This is a genomic window from Streptomyces sp. NPDC059008, assembly GCF_042749045.1.
Lineage (GTDB): Bacteria > Actinomycetota > Actinomycetes > Streptomycetales > Streptomycetaceae > Streptomyces.
This window is the reverse complement of record NZ_JBHYJC010000001.1, coordinates 1-20,671: the sequence shown is the minus strand read 5'-3', so window position 1 is coordinate 20,671 and position 20,671 is coordinate 1. Positions and strand designations below refer to the sequence as shown.

Annotated in this window: 17 protein-coding genes and 1 tRNA gene; 10 read left to right on the top strand and 8 right to left on the bottom strand. The window is 73.3% G+C overall.

Features of this window, described 5'->3' with window-relative positions; all coding sequences use genetic code 11:
• The first annotated feature begins 66 nt into the window (after positions 1 to 66).
• Together ACFWZH_RS00090 and ACFWZH_RS00085 are read left to right on the top strand one after the other, a co-directional pair.
• A complete protein-coding gene (locus ACFWZH_RS00090; RefSeq protein WP_384423988.1) occupies positions 67 to 762 on the top strand; it encodes a DUF4956 domain-containing protein in 696 nt (231 codons plus the stop codon).
• Positions 759 to 1,553, top strand: coding sequence for a polyphosphate polymerase domain-containing protein (locus tag ACFWZH_RS00085; RefSeq protein WP_384423987.1), 795 nt, complete (start codon positions 759 to 761; stop codon positions 1,551 to 1,553). Before ACFWZH_RS00090 ends, ACFWZH_RS00085 begins: the two co-directional genes overlap by 4 nt.
• An 18-nt stretch (positions 1,554 to 1,571) precedes the next feature.
• Here the strand turns inward: ACFWZH_RS00085 and ACFWZH_RS00080 are convergent, their stop codons facing one another.
• Positions 1,572 to 2,882 carry a sensor histidine kinase gene (locus ACFWZH_RS00080; protein ID WP_384423986.1) on the bottom strand — a complete coding sequence of 437 codons (1,311 nt, stop codon included), beginning with the start codon at positions 2,880 to 2,882 and terminating at the stop codon, positions 1,572 to 1,574.
• A 2-nt stretch (positions 2,883 to 2,884) separates the two neighbouring features.
• Positions 2,885 to 3,598 carry a response regulator transcription factor gene (locus ACFWZH_RS00075; RefSeq protein ID WP_384423985.1) on the bottom strand — a complete coding sequence of 238 codons (714 nt, stop codon included), beginning with the start codon at positions 3,596 to 3,598 and terminating at the stop codon, positions 2,885 to 2,887.
• 298 nt (positions 3,599 to 3,896) lie between these two features.
• On the opposite strand from ACFWZH_RS00075, the gene ACFWZH_RS00070 reads away from it, so the two are divergent.
• The 3 genes from ACFWZH_RS00070 to ACFWZH_RS00060 all read left to right on the top strand — a co-directional run bounded on the left by ACFWZH_RS00070 (position 3,897) and on the right by ACFWZH_RS00060 (position 6,826).
• Complete coding sequence (locus ACFWZH_RS00070; protein ID WP_384424583.1) at positions 3,897 to 5,240, top strand: aspartate aminotransferase family protein; 1,344 nt, start codon at positions 3,897 to 3,899, stop codon at positions 5,238 to 5,240.
• A gap of 127 nt (positions 5,241 to 5,367) precedes the next feature.
• Positions 5,368 to 6,036 carry a GntR family transcriptional regulator gene (locus ACFWZH_RS00065; RefSeq protein WP_384423984.1) on the top strand — a complete coding sequence of 223 codons (669 nt, stop codon included), beginning with the start codon at positions 5,368 to 5,370 and terminating at the stop codon, positions 6,034 to 6,036.
• 139 nt (positions 6,037 to 6,175) lie between these two features.
• The gene (locus ACFWZH_RS00060; protein WP_384423983.1) at positions 6,176 to 6,826 is read left to right on the top strand and encodes a hypothetical protein; all 651 of its coding nucleotides are present in this window, start codon (positions 6,176 to 6,178) and stop codon (positions 6,824 to 6,826) included.
• 424 nt (positions 6,827 to 7,250) lie between these two features.
• Here the strand turns inward: ACFWZH_RS00060 and ACFWZH_RS00055 are convergent, their stop codons facing one another.
• Positions 7,251 to 8,012 (bottom strand): SLATT domain-containing protein, encoded by a 762-nt coding sequence (locus tag ACFWZH_RS00055; protein ID WP_384423982.1) that lies wholly within the window; start codon positions 8,010 to 8,012, stop codon positions 7,251 to 7,253.
• Between the two features lie 324 nt (positions 8,013 to 8,336).
• Here ACFWZH_RS00055 and purD point away from each other — a divergent pair, with 324 nt between their 5' ends.
• From purD to ACFWZH_RS00035, 4 genes are all read left to right on the top strand, one after another.
• Positions 8,337 to 9,611: a phosphoribosylamine--glycine ligase gene (purD, locus tag ACFWZH_RS00050; RefSeq protein WP_384423981.1), complete on the top strand. Its 1,275-nt coding sequence runs from the start codon at positions 8,337 to 8,339 to the stop codon at positions 9,609 to 9,611.
• Positions 9,612 to 9,963: 352 nt separating this feature from the next.
• The gene (locus ACFWZH_RS00045) at positions 9,964 to 11,793 is read left to right on the top strand and encodes a hypothetical protein (RefSeq protein WP_384423980.1); all 1,830 of its coding nucleotides are present in this window, start codon (positions 9,964 to 9,966) and stop codon (positions 11,791 to 11,793) included.
• 286 nt (positions 11,794 to 12,079) lie between these two features.
• Positions 12,080 to 13,558 (top strand): N,N-dimethylformamidase beta subunit family domain-containing protein, encoded by a 1,479-nt coding sequence (locus tag ACFWZH_RS00040; RefSeq protein ID WP_384423979.1) that lies wholly within the window; start codon positions 12,080 to 12,082, stop codon positions 13,556 to 13,558.
• A 993-nt stretch (positions 13,559 to 14,551) separates the two neighbouring features.
• Positions 14,552 to 15,451 (top strand): phosphoribosylaminoimidazolesuccinocarboxamide synthase, encoded by a 900-nt coding sequence (locus tag ACFWZH_RS00035; RefSeq protein ID WP_384423978.1) that lies wholly within the window; start codon positions 14,552 to 14,554, stop codon positions 15,449 to 15,451.
• A 42-nt stretch (positions 15,452 to 15,493) separates the two neighbouring features.
• Here ACFWZH_RS00035 and ACFWZH_RS00030 read toward each other — a convergent pair.
• The 5 genes from ACFWZH_RS00030 to ACFWZH_RS00010 all read right to left on the bottom strand — a co-directional run bounded on the left by ACFWZH_RS00030 (position 15,494) and on the right by ACFWZH_RS00010 (position 19,463).
• A tRNA-Gly gene (locus tag ACFWZH_RS00030) sits at positions 15,494 to 15,566 on the bottom strand.
• Positions 15,567 to 15,620: 54 nt separating this feature from the next.
• Entirely contained in the window at positions 15,621 to 16,238 is a 618-nt protein-coding gene (locus tag ACFWZH_RS00025; protein WP_384423977.1) for a response regulator, read from the bottom strand.
• Entirely contained in the window at positions 16,235 to 17,539 is a 1,305-nt protein-coding gene (locus ACFWZH_RS00020) for a histidine kinase (RefSeq protein ID WP_384423976.1), read from the bottom strand. Before ACFWZH_RS00020 ends, ACFWZH_RS00025 begins: the two co-directional genes overlap by 4 nt.
• Before the next feature lie 2 nt (positions 17,540 to 17,541).
• On the bottom strand, positions 17,542 to 18,363 hold the full coding sequence (locus tag ACFWZH_RS00015) for an ABC transporter permease (RefSeq protein ID WP_384423975.1): 822 nt from the start codon (positions 18,361 to 18,363) through the stop codon (positions 17,542 to 17,544).
• Positions 18,360 to 19,463 (bottom strand): ABC transporter ATP-binding protein, encoded by a 1,104-nt coding sequence (locus tag ACFWZH_RS00010; RefSeq protein WP_384423974.1) that lies wholly within the window; start codon positions 19,461 to 19,463, stop codon positions 18,360 to 18,362. Before ACFWZH_RS00010 ends, ACFWZH_RS00015 begins: the two co-directional genes overlap by 4 nt.
• Before the next feature lie 438 nt (positions 19,464 to 19,901).
• Between ACFWZH_RS00010 and ACFWZH_RS00005 the strand changes: the two genes are divergently transcribed.
• A complete protein-coding gene (locus ACFWZH_RS00005; RefSeq protein WP_384423973.1) occupies positions 19,902 to 20,528 on the top strand; it encodes a LuxR C-terminal-related transcriptional regulator in 627 nt (208 codons plus the stop codon).
• The last annotated feature ends 143 nt before the right edge of the window (positions 20,529 to 20,671 follow it).

Here is a 20,671-nt window from a genome sequence, read left to right as displayed (position 1 = left end):
ACCGGTCCGGCCGTGCCCCCAGGACGGGCCCTGGCGAACCGACCGTACGACGCGAGGGAGTTGAGGGTGGCCGTGGAGACCTACGGGCAACTGGCGGCGCGACTGGGGATCGATCTGGCCGCGGTGGGAGCGCTGACCTTCGCCGTGTACTACCCGCGGCACCGGCGGCGGGATCTGATTCCGGCCTATCTGGCGCTGAACGTCGCGCTGTTCTCCGTGGTCGCGGCCCTCGCACGGGTGGGGGCGGGCGGCGGCGTGGCGCTCGGGTTCGGGCTGTTCGGGGTGCTGTCGATCATCCGGCTGCGCTCGGACTCCATCCAGCACGAGGAGGTCGCGTACTACTTCACGACCCTGGTGCTGGGCCTGCTGTGCGCGCTGCCGCATCTGCCGCTCGCCCTCGCCGGAGCGCTGGCCGTGCTGTTGTTGCTGGTCATCCATGTCGCCGACCATCCGCGGCTGCTGTCGGGCACCCGCCGCGCGGTGGTCACCCTGGACGTCGTGCACGCCGACCAGGACGCCCTGCGGGCCGACTTGGCGCGGCGCCTGGGGGAGCCGCTGAGCTGGACGGTCCAGAAGGTCGATTTCGTCCGGGACTTGATGGTGGTGGATGTTCGTTTCCGCGCACCGGAACTTTCCCGCCCGGTGAAGCGTCGAACGCGTACGACGGCAACGCCCACGACCACGACGACCACAGCGCCGCCCAGCGCACCCCGGTCCCGCACGATCCCCCTTCCCCACCCGCCCGCCAAGGAGACCGTGTGATCCCCGCCGTACGCGCCCTCGCCCGCGCCGCCATGGCCGCGCGCCCCGTGCCGCTCGCCGACGTCCAGGCACGGGCCGAACTCCTCGCCCGCTTCGACCGCAGCTACCTGGTCCCGGTGGAGGTCTTCACCGCGTTCGCCGCCGAGCTCACCGACCACCGCCGGCCCGGAGGCCCGTTCGCCGCGCTGTGCATCAACGGGCGCCGCTGGTTCCGCTACCACTCCGTCTACTACGACACCCCCGACCTGCGGTCCTTCCACGACCACCGGCAGGGCCGCCGACTGCGCTACAAGATCCGCGAGCGGCTGTACGAGGACACCGGCGAGCGGCAGTTCGAGATCAAGCTCAAGGGACGGCGCGGCGAGACGGTCAAGCACCGGCAGCCGCTGCTACCGGACGACGCGGCCCTCGGCGCGGCCTCGCGCGACTTCCTGGCCTCCGTGCTGGAGCGCCGCTACGGCATCGCGGCCCCCACCGAGCTGGACCGCTCGATCGAGACCGACTACCTACGGGCCACCTTCGTCGCGGACGGACAGCGCGTCACCTGCGACGCGGCACTGCTGTGCCGGGACCTGACCACCGGGCGCACGGTACGGGCCGACGGCGGACTGGTCCTGGTCGAGATCAAGACCACCGGCCGTCTGACGGCGGCGGACCGGCTGCTGCACGGCCACGGCCTGCGGGCCGCCGAATTCACCAAGTACTGCGGCGCGTTGGCGGCGCTGCGCCCGGACCTGTCCGCCAACCACTGGCGGCGGGCGGTCCGCACGGCCTTCCCCACGGCCGCCTGACGCCGCCCCCGCCGGCGCTCAACCGGACCCGCCCCCGAACTCCACCGCGACACGGACCCCGCCGCCCGCCGCCGCGCCGAACTCCACCGTCCCGCCCGACTCCCGGGCGGCGCGGCGCACGATGTCCAGGCCCAGGCCGGTGGAGCCGCCGGAGCTGTTGCCGCGGCCGGGGACATGGCCGTCGGGGAAGCCGGGCCCGTCGTCCTCGACGACCAGCCGGCCGCCGCCGTCCCCGCCCGCGACGGACAGCCGCATCCCGGCCCCCTCCGGCGTGTGGTCGAAGACATTGCCGATCAGCGCGTCGACCGCCGCCGCCACCTCGGCCGGCTCGGCCCGTACGAGCACCACCGCCCGGTCGCCACCGGGCGCGGCGAAGGCCAGGACCCGCCCCTGGTCCTCCGCCAACGGCCGCCAGAAGTCGGCTCGTTCGCGCGCGACCCTGGCCAGATCGGCGCGCACCACCGTGCCGCCACCGCCCCGCAGCGGCCTGCGGGCCGTGCGGATCACCTCGTCCACGCCGCGCTCCAGCGCCGCCGCGTCCGCGGCGATCCGCTCCGCCTCCGCCGGGTCGCGCAGGCCCTCCGCGTCCAGGCGCAGCGCGGCGAGCGGGGTGCGCAGGCGGTGCGCCAGGTCGGCGGCGTTCTCCCGCTCGGCGGTCAGGAAGCCGTCGATGCGCTGGGCGAGATGGTTGAGCTGACGGGCGACCAGGCGCAGCTCGGGCGGGCCCGAGGGCTCGGCGCGGGCGGTCAGGTCGCCGCCGGCCAGCCGGTCCGCCACGGCCGCCAGCCGGCGGGTGGAGCCGACGAGCCGGGAGCCGAGCCGGTCGGCGAAGAGCAGCCCGAGCAGCATCAGCCCCACGCCGATCCCGGCGAACGCGAGCGAGGAGGCGAGCGTCCCGGCGGACAACTGGCCCTCGGTGAGGCCGACATGGACCACGGCCGGACCCCCGGCCGCGCCCTGTACGGGCACCAGGACGGTGCGGCCGCCCCCGGGGGGCTCGTAGGTGAACGCCCGCCCGTAGCGCGCCAGCCGCACCGCGTCGGTGACGGGGGCCGGGGGGCCCAGGACCGTGCCGTCGGCCAGGATCACCGACGTACGGGGCAGGCCGGGGCCGTTGGCCGAGCCGACGAGGGTGGTGGCGGCGCGCCGGCCCGCGGGCCCGGCGAGCGCCTGGCCGAGCGCCGCGGCCAGGGAGTGGGCGCGCGCGGTGGCGTCGGCGGTGGCCCGGTCCGCGGCGTGGCTGCGGGCCAGCAGGGCGAGCGGCACGAGCAGCGCGGCCAGGACGAGCGCGGTGGTCGCGGCGGTGAGCCGGAGGATGCTGCGGCGCACGGCTAAGCGGGCCCGTGCGCCGAGGCGTCGGGGCCGGCGTCCGGCGCGGCCAGCTTGACCCCCACGGTGCGGACCGTGTGCAGATAGCGCGGCCGCTGCGCCGTCTCGCCCAACTTCCGCCGCAGCCACGACAGATGGACGTCCACGGTCTTGTCGGCGCCGCCCAGCGGCTGCTGCCACACCTGAGCGAGCAGCTCCCGCCGCGAGACGACCTGCCCGGCCCGCCGCGCCAGATAGGCCAGCAGATCGAATTCGCGGGGCGTCAGCTCCAGCGGCGCACCCGCCAGCGCGGCCTCGCGCGCCGCCTCGTCCAGCACCAGTTCCCCCACGCACAGCGGCGGCCGGGGTTCCTCGGCGCCCAGCCGCCGCAGCACCGCCTTGATCCGGGCGTCCAGCTGGGCGGCCCCGAACGGCTTGACGACGTAGTCGTCCGCGCCGTGCCCGAGCACGGCCACCATGTCCGGCTCGTCGTCCCGCGCGGTGGCCACGATCACCGGGACGTCGCTGACCGCCCGCAGCATCCGCAGCACCTGAACGCCGTCCACATCCGGCAGCCCGAGATCCAGTACGACCAGGTCGGGACGGCGGGTGACGGCGGCGTCGAGCCCGGACATCCCGGTCTCGGCGGTGGCGACGGCATGGCCGCGGTCCCGCAGCGCCCGCACCAGCGCGCCGCGTACCTGCGGATCGTCCTCGACGACGAGTAGATGCGGCATGCCGCCACCGTAGCCAGCGCCGGTCCGCCGACGGCAGGCACCCGACGGAACCCGCCGCCCCGCCGCGCTGGAGCTTCCTACAGCACCGCCGACATTCTGTCCGCGCGCGTGGTGAGTGCCATACACAGTGTCGGTACCGGTCCGCGGAAGGTGATCCTTACGCTGAGAGGCGTACGCCGCGCCCATCCCCCGGCGGACCCGAGCGACCCGATCCGAGGTACTGACCGTGACCACGACGCACTCCGCTGCCGACCCTGCCGCCGATGAAAACAGCAGCGCGAAGCGCTTCCCGGGAAGGGTGGGGGTGGGCGACGGGAGGGACGTAAAGGCCGACGACCGCGCACACGTCTTCCACTCCTGGTCCGCGCAGGGCCTGATCGACCCGCTGGCGATCGCCGGCGCCGAGGGCTCGTACTTCTGGGACTACGACGGCAACCGCTACCTCGACTTCTCCTCCCAGCTGGTCAACACCAACATCGGCCACCAGCACCCCAAGGTCGTCGCCGCGATCCAGGAGCAGGCCGCGAAGCTGTGCACCATCGCGCCCGGCTTCGCCGTGGACGTCCGCTCCGAGGCCGCCCGGCTGATCGCCGAGCGCACCCCCGGGGACCTCGACAAGATCTTCTTCACCAACGGCGGTGCGGAGGCCGTGGAGAACGCGGTCCGGATGGCCCGGCTGCACACCGGCCGCGCCAAGGTGCTCTCCGCCTACCGCTCGTACCACGGCGCCACCGCCGCCGCGATCAACCTGACCGGCGACCCGCGCCGCTGGCCCTCCGACACCGCCTCCGCGGGCGTCGTCCACTTCTGGGGCCCGTTCCTCTACCGCTCGCCCTTCCACGCCGACAGCGAGCAGCAGGAGTGCGAGCGCGCCCTCGCCCATCTTGAGCAGACGATCGCCTTCGAGGGGCCGCAGTCGATCGCCGCGATCATCCTGGAGACCGTTCCGGGCACCGCCGGCATCATGGTCCCGCCGGCCGGCTACCTCGCCGGTGTCCGCGAGATCTGCGACCGCCACGGCATCGTCTTCATCCTCGACGAGGTCATGGCGGGCTTCGGGCGCACCGGCCGCTGGTTCGCCGCCGACCACTTCGGCGTCACCCCGGACCTGCTGACCTTCGCCAAGGGCGTCAACTCCGGCTACGTCCCGCTGGGCGGCGTGGCGATCAGCGCCGAGATCGCCGCCACCTTCGAAACGCGCCCCTACCCGGGCGGTCTGACGTACTCCGGCCACCCGCTGGCCTGCGCCTCCGCCGTCGCGACGATCAACGCGATGGCCGAGGAGCGGATCGTGGAGAACGCGGCCGAGATCGGCGAGAACGTCATCGGCCCGGCCCTCCGCGAGATCGCCGAGCGCCACCCTGCCGTCGGCGAGGTCCGCGGCCTGGGCGTCTTCTGGGCCCTGGACCTGGTCAGGAACAAGGAGACCCGCGAACCGCTGGTGCCCTACAACGCCTCCGGTGCCGCCAACGCTCCGATGGCCGAATTCGCCGCGGCCTGCAAGCGCGGCGGTCTGTGGCCGTTCGTGAACATGAACCGTACCCATGTCGTCCCGGCCTGCACGGTCACCGAGGCCGAGGCGAAGGAGGGCCTGGCCGCCCTCGACGAGGCCCTGACGGCGGCGGACGCGCACACGGGCTGACCCCGCTGCCCGCGGGCGTACGGCCCCGACGGCCCGCACCGTCCGAGACGTGCGCGCGGCCCTCGCCTATCGTGGGCGGGGGCCGCTCCCACCTGCGCGGTCATGGACGTCGAAGGAGACGCACACGATGGCCCCCGGCGGAGACAGCTCGGTCATACGTCGCAGCACCCTGCGCCAGCAGATCGCCGACGCGCTGCGCGACGAGCTCCTGTCGGGCCGGCTGCCCTCCGGCCACCCCTTCACCGTCAAGGAGATCGCCGACCAGTACGGCGTCTCCGCGACCCCGGTGCGCGAGGCCCTGCTCGACCTGTGCGCCCAGGGGCTGCTCGACGTGGAGCAGCACCGCGGCTTCAAGGTGCACGCCTTCACCGCCGACGACTTCCGCGCCATGGTCGAGGCCCGCACCCTGATCATCGAGGGCATCTTCCGCAGCGACGCCGACCGGGCGCTGCGCGCCACCCCCGGGCAGGTGCTGGTCTCCGTCCGCCGCCGCGCCGAGGAGGCCGAGCGGGCCGCCAGGGCCGGCGACCTGGACGTGCTCATCGGCTACGACCTGCGGTTCTGGCGCGAGCTGAGCAGCATCGTGAACAACCCCTACATCAGCGACTTCCTCGACCGGATCCGCGTCCAGACCTGGATGTTCGCGGTCCCGCTGCTGCGCCGCGAGGACGACCTGAAGGGCCACCTCTGGCAGGGCCACAGCGCCCTGGCCGACGCCCTGATCCGCCATGACCTGCCCGCCGCGCAACGGCTGATCGCCGAGTACAACGAGCACTCCCTCGCGCTCGTCGGCTAGCACCCCGTTGTCGCCCGCGCTCACCCTCGTCGGATCGCGCGGCTGGCACTACGCTGTCCCGACTCGGCCGTAATGGGCCGTACTCGAAGCTGTACGTGCGCCGGTGTCCCCGTCCCCGACCGGAAGCGAGCCCTCACTCGTGGCATGTGACCTGTGGCTGGTACCCCTCGTCGATGTGCTGTGCCACAGCCCCGACAACCCGTTCTCCGAAGAGATCGCCGCCTACGACAAGGCCCTGACGGAGGCGGGACTGCCGCCGGTCCCGGTCTTCAGCTACATGCCGGGCCTGTCGGGTGACGTCGCCCCCATCGCCGGGTTCGACTACGACGCGCTGCACTTCCTGCGCCGTGCCTACCTGCTGCGCCTGTGCGGCCTGGAGGTGACTCCGGTCGACGAACTGGGCGGTGACTACGAGCAGTTGCTGGAGATGTTCGAGACCACCGCGCAGCAGTCCCACCTGGTGTGGCACTACGACCACGCGGGCGCCTACGTCCCGGTCGACTTCCCGCATCCGCTCGCCAACGACGAGCTGCTGGAGGGCGGCGGCCCGCTGGGCTCCTCGCACGGCCTGCTGCGCGAGCTCGAACTGGTCGCGCCGTCCCTGGGCATCGATCCGGCCAACCCCCCGGCCGCCCCCGCACCGCCGTCCGGCCCCACCTCCCTGGAGGAGCGCGCGGGCGCGGTGCCCCCGGACGACGGCCCCTTCGCCCGGGAACGCCATGTGTGGCTCGGCCTGCACGCGGCCGCGACCCGAAGCCTGGGCCAAGGCTCCATGATCGTCTTCAGCTAGGCGCTGCGCTTGGGTTTGCTTCCCACGTTTTCGGCTGCGCCTTGCTGCGGCCCACGTTGTCGGCTTTCCCGCCGTGGTGGTTTGTCGCCGTTGCGCCTGCGGCGGGCTGTTGCCGCTGCGCGGGGCGTTTTCGGCAGCGGGTGCGGCCCTCCGGACTCCGTCCTGCGGTCCGCCCCCTCCCGGGGGAGGGGGGAGGGAAGACCGGTGGGGGTCCCCGTAAGCCCCCGTGTGCAGGAAGCCGACGGATCAGGCCCGCCCCCACCGGGCCGTCTTCCACCCACTCACGGGAGGGGACAGACCGTAGGACGGAGTCCGTAGGGCTGTCACCGCACCCGACAAACAACCGCCCGCCGCAGGCGCAACGGCGACAAACCACTACGGCGGGACAGCCGACAACGTGGGAGGCGGGCCAAGCGCCAAGCGCCTAGCGGGGAGGCTCCGGAGGCCGCTGACGCGGCATGTTCGGTCGTGCGCGGTGCGGCACCGCGAACCGGCCCGGCGGCCCCGCACCGTCCGGCCGCGCCGCCGCCCACGGCACCATCGCCTGGGTGGCCTGCGGCACCGGCCCGGCCCGGAACTCCGCCATCCAGTCGGTCGTCTCGCTCCGCACCAGCTCCCCGAGGTCCTCGTTGAACCGCCGCAACACCCCCAGGCAGCGCTCCACCGCCTCGCTCGCCGTGCCCTCCGTCGGCCCGAGCACCTCGCGTACGCCCTCCGACGCCCAGTCGAACTGCAGCGCCTCCAGCCGCCGGTGAATGGCCTGGGCGGTCGCCAGATCCCGCATCCAGCCGGCCGTCACCCCGAAGTACCGGTCGCCGGCCACGCACACCGCCGCCAGCAGCAGCGACAGACAGCCCCAGGACGCCCCGCCCTCCCAGACCCCGGCCAGATCCAGCAGCGGCAGCGCCCCGCCCACCGTGACCCCGGCCGCGGCCCCCAGCCGTAGCGCCCGCGCGCCGCGGCGCTTGGCCAGCCGGTCGTGCAGATACCAGTCGGCGGCGCGCAGGGCGCCCTCCTCGGTCCAGAGATAGAGCGCCTGCAGGCGGCCGCCCGGCTCGCCCCAGTCGCCGAGCGGAAAGGCCCGCCCGGCGAGGTCCCGCCGGGCGCGGCCCCGCCTCCCGTACCGCCGGGGGGAGCGGCCGCCCTCCCGAGGGGGCCCCTCGGGCTGCATCTCCGGCTGACTCACCCGTGCACTCCCTCTCTGCGCTCTCTGCTCCACCCCGCCAGAACGTGCGGGCGCGCGTGACATACGTGGTGCACGCGTGACATAACGTGACGACCGTCACGCACAGCCCCTTCCTACCGCCGAACGGCTGGCGTCGGCTCCAAGATCACGCTATTTCCGCCCAGAAGTGGTGCGGAGTCGGCTATGGGGACATCGGGGATCTCACCCGAAAGAGTTGCCGCGGCCGCGGAAGGGCCGCGTTGGTTTCCGGCCGCCGGACCGCCCTTGTGCGATCGGCGCAAGCCCGGCGTCCGGCCATCTGGTGCGTTCGTCTAGGCTGCCACCGTGAAGGTCCTCGTCATCGGCGGCGGCGCCCGCGAACACGCCCTGTGCCGCTCTCTGTCCCTCGACCCCGACGTCACCGCGCTGCACTGCGCTCCCGGCAACGCCGGCATCGCCGAGGTGGCCGAATTGCACGGGGTCGACGCCCTCGACGGCGCGGCCGTCGCCGAACTCGCGGCCGGCCTGGAGGCCGACCTGGTCGTCGTCGGCCCCGAGGCCCCCCTGGTGGCGGGCGTGGCGGACGCCGTACGCGACCGCGGCATCCCGGTCTTCGGCCCCTCGGCCCAGGCCGCCCAGCTGGAGGGCTCCAAGGCCTTCGCCAAGGACGTGATGGCCGCCGCGGCCGTCCCCACGGCCCGCAGCTACGTCTGCACCACCCCGGAAGAGATCGACGAGGCCCTGGACGCCTTCGGTGCGCCGTACGTCGTCAAGGACGACGGCCTGGCCGCCGGCAAGGGCGTCGTGGTCACCGAGGACGTCGAGGCGGCCCGCGCCCATGCGCTGGCCTGCGACCGGGTGGTCATCGAGGAGTTCCTCGACGGCCCGGAGGTCTCGCTCTTCGCGATCACCGACGGCGAGTGCGTCGTCCCGCTGCAGCCCGCCCAGGACTTCAAGCGCGCCTACGACGGGGACCAGGGCCCCAACACCGGCGGCATGGGCGCGTACAGCCCGCTGCCCTGGGCCGACCCCAAGCTGGTCGACGAGGTCATGGCCGGCGTCCTGCAGCCCACGGTCGACGAGCTGCGCCGCCGCGGCACCCCCTTCTCCGGGCTGCTCTACGCGGGCCTGGCGATCACCTCCCGCGGCGTGCGGGTGATCGAGTTCAACGCCCGTTTCGGCGACCCCGAGACCCAGGTCGTCCTGGCCCGCCTCAAGACCCCGCTCGGCGGACTGCTGCGGGCCGCCGCCACCGGCGAGCTGGCCGCGCTCCCGCCGCTGCGCTGGAGCGACGACGCGGCCGTCACGGTCGTCATCGCCTCCCACAACTACCCGGGCACCCCGCGCACCGGCGATGCCGTCGAGGGGCTGGCCGAGGTCGCCGAGCAGGACGCCCCGGACGCCTACGTCCTGCACGCCGGCACCCGGCGCGGCGATTCCGGCGCGGTGCTCAGCGCGGGCGGCCGGGTGCTGTCGGTCACCGCCACCGGCGCCGACCTCACCACCGCCCGCCGGCGTGCCTACCGCGCCGTGGACCGGATCTCCCTGGACGGCTCCCAGCACCGTACGGACATCGCCGCCAAGGTCGCGGACGAGGCGGCGCAGGCGTCGGGCGCATAGCGGGCACCGATGTCCCCGGCCCGCACGAGTCCCTGCGCCCACACCCTCACCGCGGGTTCCCGGCTTTACCCAAAGCCATTCCATCGAGTGACCACACCAGATTCCGGCTGACGAGGCCCACACCCCCAACTAGGGTGCCGCGCAAGCGTCCTGCGGATGCCGTGCCGTGCTACGGCGCGGTTGCCGCGGTGGCGTCCGGCAAGTGGCTCACCGGCATTGCGATGTCAGTGGCCAGTGCCACAGTGGTGATGAGCGAGCTCGCTCGCACCACTACAAAGCGCAGTGTTCGAAGGCGTCCGTCCCGTGTTCTCTCCGTCCGGCTCCATCAGGACAGCAGGGGGTGTACAGGCTCGTGGCAAGTCCGGAAACAGGCGTCCTGGCGGCGCGTGCCCGCGCCCTCGCCGTGCTGCGGGTGCGCGGCGCCGCGCTGGCGGTGGCGCTGCTGCCCGCGGCCGCGGCGGTGGTGCTGTTCGCCGGCAGGGTGAGCGGCCATCTCGGCGCGGGCGGCGGCTGGGACCTCGCCCGCTGGATCGTCAGCGGCGCCGCGGTGCTCAGCCTGCTGCTCGCGGCCCTGGTGGCGACCGTCGTCGCGCGTGCCCGGCCCGCGCTCAGTCCCTCCGTGCCGATCTCCGAGAAGTCGGCCCCCGACCTCTACCGCCTCGTCCGCGACCTCGCCGACCGCCTGGAGGTCCCCGCGCCGTCCGCGATAGCGCTCACACCGGACTGCGACAGCTGGCTGGAGGACCGTACGCACCGCGCCCACGGCCCGCCCGACCGAGGCGAGCGCCCCCCGGCCGAGGCGCGGCGGGCGCCCAAGGCACCGGTCCTGGTCATCGGCTCCCCGTTCCTGTGGTGGATGCGGGTCGCGGAGCTGCGCGCCCTGCTGGCCCCCGTCGTCGCCGGCACCGGCCCGTCGGCCCACCCCGACATAGCCGCCGCCCGCCGCTTCATCCGCGGGCTGGACGCCGCGGTGGCGGTCTCGGCCCGCGCCCGCGGCCCGCTGCGCGGCCCGGCGCTCCGCTTCGTCGGCCAGGTGGCGCGGCTGCTGCTGCGGGCCTGCCGCGAGCACGCCACGATCATGGAGCGGGCCGTCGCGGCCGCCGCCTCCGAGCGCGCCCAGAACGTCGACTACGGCCTGCGGATCGTCGCCCAGGAGCAGGTCGGCCTCGCCTACGCCGGCTGGGACCGGCTGCTGACCCGGGTCGCGCTGCCCGCCTGGCGGATGGGCCGCTGGCCATCCCGGCTGGACGCCGGCGTGGTCTCCGCGCTCACCGAGCTCTCCCGCCGCGACCGCCTCGCCGACGGCTTCGCCTCCCGTCTGGGCGAGCGCCCCGCCTGCGACCTCCTGGAGGAGCCGGGCGCCATCGACAGCGCCGCCTCCCTGCTGGCCGCCCGCCTCTTCCACGGCGGCCCGGCCGAGCCGGGACCCGACTGGTCACCGGTCGGCTGGCACCAGTACCCGGAAGAGGTCGTGGACCGCAAATGGCGCCTGGAGGCCGCCCGCCTCCACCGTGTCCTCGACGACCTCCCGGCGGCGCTCCCGACGACCCCGCCCACGGCCCCGGAGGCGGCCCCCGCCGCCCCGACCCTGTCCTACGCCAGCACCCCGGCCCGCGGGCCCGCCGGCCGCCGCCCCGGTGACGGCCCGCCCACGAGCCCGGCGCCCGCGCCCGCCCCCGCCGACCGCCGGGCCGGTGAGCCCGCCGCCCCGCCCGCGGGCCCCACCCTGGCCCGGGTCATCGACCGGCTCGCCCATGACGAGCGGGCGGGCGATCTCGTCGCCGCCCGGCTGGGCGCCGAGGTCGAGCGCGAGGAGCGCGAGGAGGCGGCCCGCCAGGCCGCCCGCGGCAGCCGTGAGCAGGACGCCGCGGTGGGCGTGGCCTGGGGCGACGGCATGGTCGAGGGCGGCCTTCCGCTGTTCCCGCTGCAGCCGCCCCGGACGGGCCGCGAGCTGCTCGCCGACCACGTCACGGCCATGGTCTGCTGCGCCGCCGTCGACACCGCCGGCGCCGCCCCCGGCCTCGACTGGCTCGACGGCCCGGCGCTGCTGGTCGACGGCGCCCGCCGCGCCGACCTCGGCCGCCCGGTGCTCAGCCTGGTCGACGACGGTGACGCGGAACCGCTCCGCGGCTGGCTGACGACGGTCGGCGTACGCCCCGAGAAGCCGGTCCGGCTGGTATGACACGGGCGACCGACCGGAGCGTGCGCCGGGGCCCGCGCCCGTATGCGCCCCGACTGCCGCTCCGATCGGCGAACACGCGCCCGAAGCCCTCACCCGCAAGCGTCCGGAGCACCGGCTGAATGTTCCATTCCAGTTCGTGCTTCGGGGCGGTGGCATCTAAATTCACAACGAAGGGTGACGAAGTGAGTGCGTAATGTGATGTGCTGGGGGTGGCCGGGTCCGTTCAGCGGACGTAGCACCGGCCCGATCGGCGAGGCCGACGGGGGACGCGGGAGGGGAGCGGAAGGTGGCGACGGAACAGATCAGGCGATGGGAATCGGGCGCCCTCGCCCACGCGGTCACGGACCCGTTCGGGCAGGGCCCGCTGCCCTGGCTGCGCGGCAGCGAGAACTACTTCGAATCCGGCCAGATCATTCCCTGGTACGTCGATCCCGCCGTCGCCCAAGGGGACCTGCGGCTGCCCGCCCCCCGCAAGCACAACGGCCCGCGCAGCGCCGACGACGTCCACCGCCAGATCAAGGGCTTCGCCGGCACCGGCGCGGTGGCCCCCGGTGAAGCGATCGACTTCCGGGTCTCGGTCGACCCTCCACAGCCCTTCAGCATCGACGTGTACCGCATCGGCCATTACGGCGGCGCCGGCGCCGCCAAGATCACCACCAGCCCCCGGCTGGCCGGCATCGTCCAGCCGCCGCCGCTGACCGTCGACCGCACGGTCTCCTGCCACCACTGGTGGCTCTCCTGGCGCCTCCAGGTCCCCACGTACTGGCAGCTCGGCGCCTATGTCGCGGTGCTGACCACCGCCGACGGCTATCGGTCCCACATCCCCTTCACCGTCCGCGACGACCACCCCGCCGACCTGCTCCTGCTGCTGCCGGACATCACCTGGCAGGCCTACAACCTCTACCCGGAGGACGGTCGCACCGGCGCCAGCCTCTACCACGCCTGGGACGAGAAAGGCGCCCTGCTCGGCGAGCGGGACGCCGCCACCACCGTCTCCTTCGACCGCCCCTACGCCGGCGCCGGCCTGCCCCTCCACGTCGGCCACGCCTACGACTTCATCCGCTGGGCCGAGCGCTACGGCTACGACCTCGCCTACGCCGACGCCCGCGATCTGCACGCCGGCCGCGTCGACCCCTCCCGCTACCGCGGCCTGGTCTTCCCCGGCCACGACGAGTACTGGTCGGTGCCCATGCGCCGCACGGTCGAGCTGGCCCGCGACACCGGCACCTCACTGGTCTTCCTCTCCGCCAACACCATGTACTGGCAGGTCGAGCTCTCCCCGTCGCCCTCGGGACCGCACTCCCTGCTCAACTGCCGCAAACGCCAGGGCCCCGGCCGCCCCGCCCTCTGGCGCGAGATCGGCAACCCCGAGCAGCGCCTGATGGGCATCCAGTACGCCGGCCGGGTGCCCGAGCCCGTCCCCATGGTCGTCCGCAACGCCGACCACTGGCTGTGGGAGGCCACCGGCGCCCACGAAGGCGATGAACTCCCCGGCATGGTCGCCGGCGAGGCCGACCGCTACTTCCCGCGCACCAGCCTCCCCGAGCACACCCGCCGCATCCTGCTCGCCCACTCCCCGTACCGCGACGGCGAAGGCGCCCCCCGCCATCAGGAGACGTCCCTCTACCGCGCCCCCAGCGGCGCCCTGGTCTTCGCCTCCGGCACCTTCGCCTGGTCCCCCGCCCTGGACCGCCCCGGCCACGTCGACCAACGCATCCAACGCGCCACCGCCAACCTCCTGGACCGCATCTGCAAACGCGATTAACCCCAATCAGCAGAAGCGCCCTCCCGGTCACCGGCCCTGGCCACCAGCCCGGCCACCGGCCCTGGCCACCTGCCCGGCAGCTGGTCCTGGCCACCTGCCCGGCAGCTGGTCCTGGCCACCTGCCCGGCAGCTGGTCCTGGCCACCTGCCCGGCAGCTGGTTCCTGTCCGGTCTCCGGCCCTGGCTGCCCGCCCATCCTCCGATGCCGCCCAGCCCCCGATGCTGCCCGCTCCAGCCTCTGGCCCTGGTTGCCCGTCCATCCTCCGATGCCGCCCACCCCCGCCTCTGGCCCTGGTCGCCCGTCGGCCCCTGGGTTTGGCCGTCCGCCCGTCCTCCGGTCCCGCCCTCTGGTCCTGGGCCCCCGCTGCCCGGCCATTCAGGCTCGATAGCCCGCCCTGCCCTGGCCCCGGCTTACGGCTCCAGCTCCCGGTCCCTCCCGGCCCTGGCCGCCCGTCAGGCCCCTGGCCCCGACCTCCAGTACCGGTGACCTGCCTGGCTCCTCCGGTCCTGCTCTGGTGCCGACCGCTTCTCCAACCTCCGGGCCCGGCCGCCCAGCCCCCGATGCTGCCCGCTCCAGCCTCCGGCCCTGGTTGCCCGTCCAGCCTCCGATGTCGCCCACCCTCGCCTCTGGCCCTGGTCGCCCGTCCAGCCTCCGATGTCGCCCACCCCCGGCTTCGGCCCTGGTTGCCCGTCCAGCCTCCGATGCTGCCCACCCCAGCCTCCGGCCCTGGTTGCCCGTCGGCCCCTGGGTTTGGCCGTCCGCCCGCCCTCCGGCCCCGCCCGCCACCCGGGAATCCCCTTCGCCCCCGCCACGTTGTGGCTCGCAAGGGGGCCATGCGACCCCTACGGGATCTGTTCCCCCACCCCCTAGAGGCCATCGCCCCCGAGCTACCGGCCGTCCACCCGCCAGAAGCCCTCCGGCCCCCGTGGGGCGTCGGCTTTCCGTATACGGGAGAATCGGACCGACTCCTGGATCAACCTACGCGGAGGAAGCGTGTCCGGTTTTGTAGAAAAGCCTGAGCCCGTGGAGGTTCCGGGGCTCACCCACCTCCACACCGGCAAGGTGCGCGACCTCTACCAGAACGCCGCCGGCGATCTGGTCATGGTCGCCAGCGACCGCATCTCCGCCTACGACTGGGTGCTGCCCAGCGAGATCCCCGACAAGGGCCGCGTACTGACCCAGCTGTCCCTGTGGTGGTTCGACCAGCTCTCCGACCTGGCCCCGCACCACGTCGTCTCCACCGACCTCCCGGCCGGCGCGCCCGCCGACTGGGCGGGCCGCACCCTGGTCTGCAAGTCGCTGCGGATGGTCCCCGTCGAGTGTGTGGCCCGCGGCTACCTCACCGGCTCCGGCCTCGCCGAATACCGCCAGTCCCGTACGGTCTGCGGACTGGCCCTGCCCGAGGGCCTCTCCGACGGCTCCGAGCTCCCCGCGCCGATCTTCACCCCGGCCACCAAGGCCGCCGTCGGCGACCACGACGAGAACGTCTCCTACGAGGAGGTCGCCCGTCAGGTCGGTGCCGAGGTCGCGACCGAGCTGCGGCAGGCCACCCTCGCCATCTATAGCCGGGCCCGTGACATCGCCCGCGAGCGCGGCCTCATCCTGGCGGACACCAAGTTCGAGTTCGGCTTCGACGGGGAGCGGCTGACCCTGGCCGACGAGGTGCTCACCCCCGACTCGTCGCGCTTCTGGCCCGCTGACCAGTGGGAGCCGGGCCGCGCCCAGCCGTCCTTCGACAAGCAGTTCGTCCGCGACTGGCTGACCGCGCCCGCCACGGGCTGGGACCGCACGGGCGAGCTGCCGCCGCCCGCCCTCCCGGACGAGGTCGTCGAGCGCACCCGCGCCAAGTACCTGGAGGCGTACGAGCGCCTCACCGGCCTCAGCTGGTCATAACGGAAAGGACCCCGGTCACCGACCGGGGTCCTTTCTCACCTGAGCGGACGACGAGGCTCGAACTCGCGACCTCAACCTTGGCAAGGTTGCGCTCTACCAACTGAGCTACGTCCGCATGCTCCGCGTCACGGCTTCTGAAACCAGTCGCCACCGCGCGGTGCGGGGTCCACTATAGCCAACCTCGCTCGCGAGCGAGGCGCGCCGCCGCGTGACGGTTCTCCGCACCCAGCTTCGCGGTCGCCGACGAGAGGTAGTTCCGCACCGTCCCCGGCGACAGCGACGCCCGCTCCGCGATCTCCGTGACCGGCGCCCCGGCCTCGGCGAACTCCAGCACCTCCGCCTCCCGGACGGTCAGCGGCGACTCCCCGGCGCTGATCGCGTCCGCCGCCAACTCCGGGTCCACATAGCGGTTTCCGGCATGGACGGCACGGATGATCTCCGCCAGGCGCTGCGCCGACACGGTCTTCGGCACGAACCCCCGCACCCCGGCTTCCAGCGCCCGCTTCAGATGGCCCGGCCGCCCATGACTCGTCACGATCATCGACCGGCACTCCGGCAGCTCGTCCCGCACAGATGTGGCCACCGACACACCGTCCGCCCCCGGCATCTGCAGATCCAGCACCGCTATGTCCGGCCGGTGCGCCCTCGCCATCGCCAGCGCCTCGGGCCCGGAAGCCGCCTCGGCCACCACCAGCAGATCGTCCTCCAGGGACAGCAGCGCGGCCAGCGCGCCCCGGATCAGATGCTCGTCGTCGGCCAGCAGCACCCGGATCGGCGCCCCGCTCATAGCGCCCCGCCTTCCTGTACACCGGCGGCCGGGACCGGAAGCTGCGCCGTCAGGCGGTACGAGCCGTCCGGCCGCCGCTCCGCCTCCAGCGTGCCCCCCAGCGGCGAGAGCCGTTCCCGCAGGCCCTTCAGCCCGCTGCCCCCGCCAGTCGTGTCCGGCCCGGGAGCGGAGGCCCGTACGCCGTCGTTCTCCATCACCAGCACCGCCTGTCCGGCGCTCACCCGCGTCCGGATCACACAGCGCCCGGCGTCCGGGGCATGCCGCAGCACATTGGTGGTGCCCTCCCGCGCGACCCAGCCCAGCGCCGACTGCACGTCGGCCGGCAGCCCCGTCCCGCCGTCGCCCTCGATCTGGCAGCCCACCCCGGCCGCCTGCAGTACGGAACGCGCCCCGGCCAGCTCCACCTGCAGATCGGCCTCCCGATAGCCGCGCACCACCTCGCGCACCTCCCGCTGCGACTCCTGCGCTATCCGCTGCACCTCCACCATCTGGTCCACGGCCTCGGCCCGCCCCCGCCGCGCCAGCTGCACGGCCAGCTCGCTCTTCAACGAGATCACCGCCAGATTCCGCCCCAGCACGTCGTGCATGTCCCGTCCGAACCGCAACCGCTCCTCGGCGACGGCGAGGCGGGCCTGCACACCGCGGGCGGCCTCCAGCTTCCACATCACGGCGAGGAACCAGCCGACGGACCGCCCGGTGGAGCAGGACATCAGCCCTACGGTGACCACCAGGGCCGCTGCGGTCCCCCAGGTCGACCAGCCGCCGGTGAGTGCGCCGCCCACGACCAGCAGCGCAGCGGCGAGCGCGCCGAATCCCCCCAGGAAGACCCGCTTGCGGATCAGCATGCTCAGTGCGGCGCAGCTCGGTATCAGAGCAGTCACCATCGTCCCGCCCACCAGCATGCCCAGGGTGCTGGCGTCGGTGGTGTCGGGCCGGCCGACGAGCAGGCTGAGCGCGAGCAGCGTGCCGAACACCGCGACGGTCAGCACCACCGAGACGGCAAGCAGGCCCCATGGCGCGGGCCCCTTCCCCAGATACCGGTCCAGGGCCCGGCGCCCCAGCGGCACGAACACGACGGCCTGCAGGGCGGACAGCGCGATGATCGTGCGGACGACGGCGAGCTGTGCGGCGGTGAGGTGATCCGGGACCACCAGCATCAGCGAGGTGAAACCCAGGCTCAGCCATGGCTGCCCCTGGAGCATCCATCGCGAGTAGGTGTCGATCCAGACCAGGGTGCTACGCCCCCGCCACTTCCGCCGCACCCGCCCGATCACGCGATCCCCGCCCTCGCCCTCGTCCATCTCTACCGCCGTGGCTCCCAGCGGAACCACCGCTGTCCAGCAAACACCGCGATTCCGCTCCACACCAACCCGATGACCAGCAGCTTCACCGTCTCACCCGGATCGGCTCCACCGGTCCATCCGGCTTGCAGCAACCCCATCACGGGGGACAGCGGCAGCAGTTCGAGCACCTGGGCCAGGCGGTCCGGCAGCATCGCCAGCGGGAAGAACACCCCCGACCCCACCAGCGACACCATGAACAGCGGCGTCGGCGTCAGCTGCGCGGCCTCCGCGGACTTGGTGACGCCCGCGGTGAGGGCGGCCAGTCCGGCCATCACGACCACACCGATCACGATGCCCAGCACGACCAGATGCGGAGCCTCGGGCATCCCCACTCCCAGCGCCAGGCTGCCGCCGACCACATAGAGCACGCACTGCGCCAGCGTGATCAGCACGGCGGGCAGCGCTCCGCCGGCGAGTATCTCCCAGTCGGCCAGCTCACCGGTCCGCAGCCGCTTGAGCACCAGATCCTCACGCCGGGTCACATACACGCCGACGAGGTTGTTGTAGACGGCCATGAGCAGGGCCATGCCGAGCGCCGCGGGCAGCATCAGCGCACCGATGGACAGCCCGGTCTTCTGCGGATCCAACTGCTCGCTGAAGTACGCCTTCATGCCGTAGGTGATCAGCAGGGGAGCGAACACCCCCGAATAGATCATGAGCTTGCTGCGCCCCAGCAGCGTCAGCTCCGCCCGTCCCAGCGCGATCAGTCGCCCCGCCGCGCTCGTCGCGCCGCTCACCGCCGCCCCCGCACGAGCCCCCGTCTCACCGCCGACAGCACTCACTTGCTCTCCGCCCCCTTCTCCATCCCGTCTCCGAAACCGCTGTCGACGCCTTCGTCGATGCCGCGCGATATCTGTAGATACGCCTCTTCCAGCGACGCCGCCCGCACATCCAGCCCGTGCAGTTCGACGCCCTTGTCCCGGGCCCAGACCAGCAGTCCGGTAGCGGCCCGCTGCAGTTCGGCGGTCTGCAGCCGCACCGTGCGCCCCTTCTGCTCCTGCCCGGTGACCCCCAGCTCCGCCAGCGGCGGGAGATCGCCCACCAGGAACCCGGCCGGCAGCTCGAAGGAGATCCGGGACGGCTGCGCGGCCACCACCTCGCTGACCCGCCCGGTCGCGGCTATCCGCCCGGCGTGCATGATCGCCAGCCGGTCCGCCAGCTCCTCGGCCTCTTCGAGGTAGTGCGTGGTCAGCAGCACCGTCGTGCCGACATCGCACAGCGAGCGCACCAACTCCCAGGTCTCGTGCCGCGCTTCGGCGTCCAGCCCGGTCGTCGGCTCGTCGAGGAACAGCACCTCGGGCCGCCCCAGCAGCGCCAGCGCCAGATCCAGCCGGCGCCGCTCGCCGCCGGAGAGCTGCTTGACCCGTACGTCCTTGCGCGGGGTCAGCCCGACGATCGCCAGCGCCTCGTCCACCGGCCGTGCGCCGCTGGTGCAGCCGGCCCACATCCGCAGGGTTTCGGTGGGCGTCAACTCCGAGGGAAAGCCGCCCTCTTGGAGCATCACCCCGATCCGCGGGCGTACCTTGTCCCGCTCCTTGTACGGGTCGTGACCCAGCACCCGCACCTGCCCGCCGCTCGGCGGGGCCAGGCCCTCCAACAGCTCGACGGTGGAGGTCTTGCCCGCCCCGTTGGTCCCCAGCAGCGCGAACAACTCCCCGCGGGCGACCGAGAAGTCGACCCCCCGCACGGCTTCGTACCCCTGCCCGGCCGCGCCGCGCGCGCTGTCCCCCGCCGCAACGGACCTGGGCCGCCCCCCGCGCGGTCCAGGCCCATTGCTCCCCCCACGCCCGCCGCCGCGGCTCCTGCCCGACGGCCCGTAGCGCCGCCGCAGCCCGCCGACCTCGATCACGGTCTCGGTTCCGCCGAATTCCCCGGTTCTCATGCCTCAAGGCTCCCGTGCGATCGACGGGCCGGCCGGTGAACGGTGTCATCGCTATAGATGACAAATGTCAGTTGACCGCGCCCAGGCCCCGGTTGATCCTCCGGGCCGTCTTTGGCCGCGCCCAGGCCACATCGACCGCGCCCGGGCCGCCTTCGCGCCCCGCCGGTCCCGGCAGTACGTACGCCCGGCCCCGCCCCCCCACCGATCCCCACTTCCCGCTCCCCGCTCCCCGCGACCACCCCACCCCGAGCCGGGAAAATGGTGATTTGTTCCTATTTTCTTGATCACCCCTGGTAGGGTCCATTAAGGGGAGAGCTGGCGAAATTCCCTCGATGTACGACCCATATGCGGCCCACATACGGCCCGTTGAAGCGCAGTGACCGGGAATGATTGCGGGGGAGATCTGTGATTCGGGTGCACATACTGGAGCGAAATCCATTGCTGCGAGCCGGTCTCATCAGCTCTTTGGACCACGGTGCGGGATTCGGCGTCCACGCCTCGTTAACGCCGGACGAGGCACTGGAATTCGCCTGGAGCGAGCGGCCCGACGTCACTCTTCTCGGTGCGGACTTTCCCGACTCCGGCTATTTGGTCGAGGAGTTCTCGCTCCTGCCCGAGCCGCCCGCCGTCGCGGTGCTGCGGGATGCCCCGTGCCCGGCGCACGTGGATGCGGCGCTGAGCCCCGGGGTGTCCGGCGTCATTCCCCGCGATGTCCCCCCGGAGCATCTGCGACGGGCGGTGCACCTGCTCGGCGAGGGGGCGGCCGTGGTCTTCCCGGCCACCCGGCCGGCCCCCGGTCGGCGCCGGCCGGCCCCTTCCCCCACGGCCCATCCGCGGCTGGCGGAACTCACCGAGCGCGAGCGATCCGTGCTCTTCTTCCTCGCCCGCGGCCTCACCAATATGCAGATCGCGCACCGGCTTTCGCTGCGGCCGAACACCGTCAAGGAATACATCCGCTCGATCTATCTGAAGTGCGGGGTGAACGGCCGGGTGGAGGCGGCACTCCTGGCGTACGGCATCGTCCCGCCGGCCGAACACACCGGCCACGAGGCCATGTCCGCCTGATCCGCCCGGCAAATTCCCGCCGATAACAGGGGGTTGCGGCCGGCCGCAACCCCCACATCGGGGGGAGGAAAAGATCCGGAGGGGCGGCCGCGACGCCGGCTGAAATCTGTCTCTTATAAAAATATCCGAGCCCACGAGAACCG

What these genes read in the sequence shown, in the direction of transcription:
- ACFWZH_RS00075 (WP_384423985.1), bottom strand. Translation starts at nt 3,598, where the DNA reads ATGCCGCATCTACTCGTCGTCGAGGACGATCCGCAGGTACGCGGCGCG.
- ACFWZH_RS00065 (WP_384423984.1), top strand. Translation starts at nt 5,368, where the DNA reads ATGGCCCCCGGCGGAGACAGCTCGGTCATACGTCGCAGCACCCTGCGC.
- ACFWZH_RS00025 (WP_384423977.1), bottom strand. Translation starts at nt 16,238, where the DNA reads ATGAGCGGGGCGCCGATCCGGGTGCTGCTGGCCGACGACGAGCATCTG.
- ACFWZH_RS00020 (WP_384423976.1), bottom strand. Translation starts at nt 17,539, where the DNA reads ATGGACGAGGGCGAGGGCGGGGATCGCGTGATCGGGCGGGTGCGGCGG.
- ACFWZH_RS00010 (WP_384423974.1), bottom strand. Translation starts at nt 19,463, where the DNA reads ATGAGAACCGGGGAATTCGGCGGAACCGAGACCGTGATCGAGGTCGGC.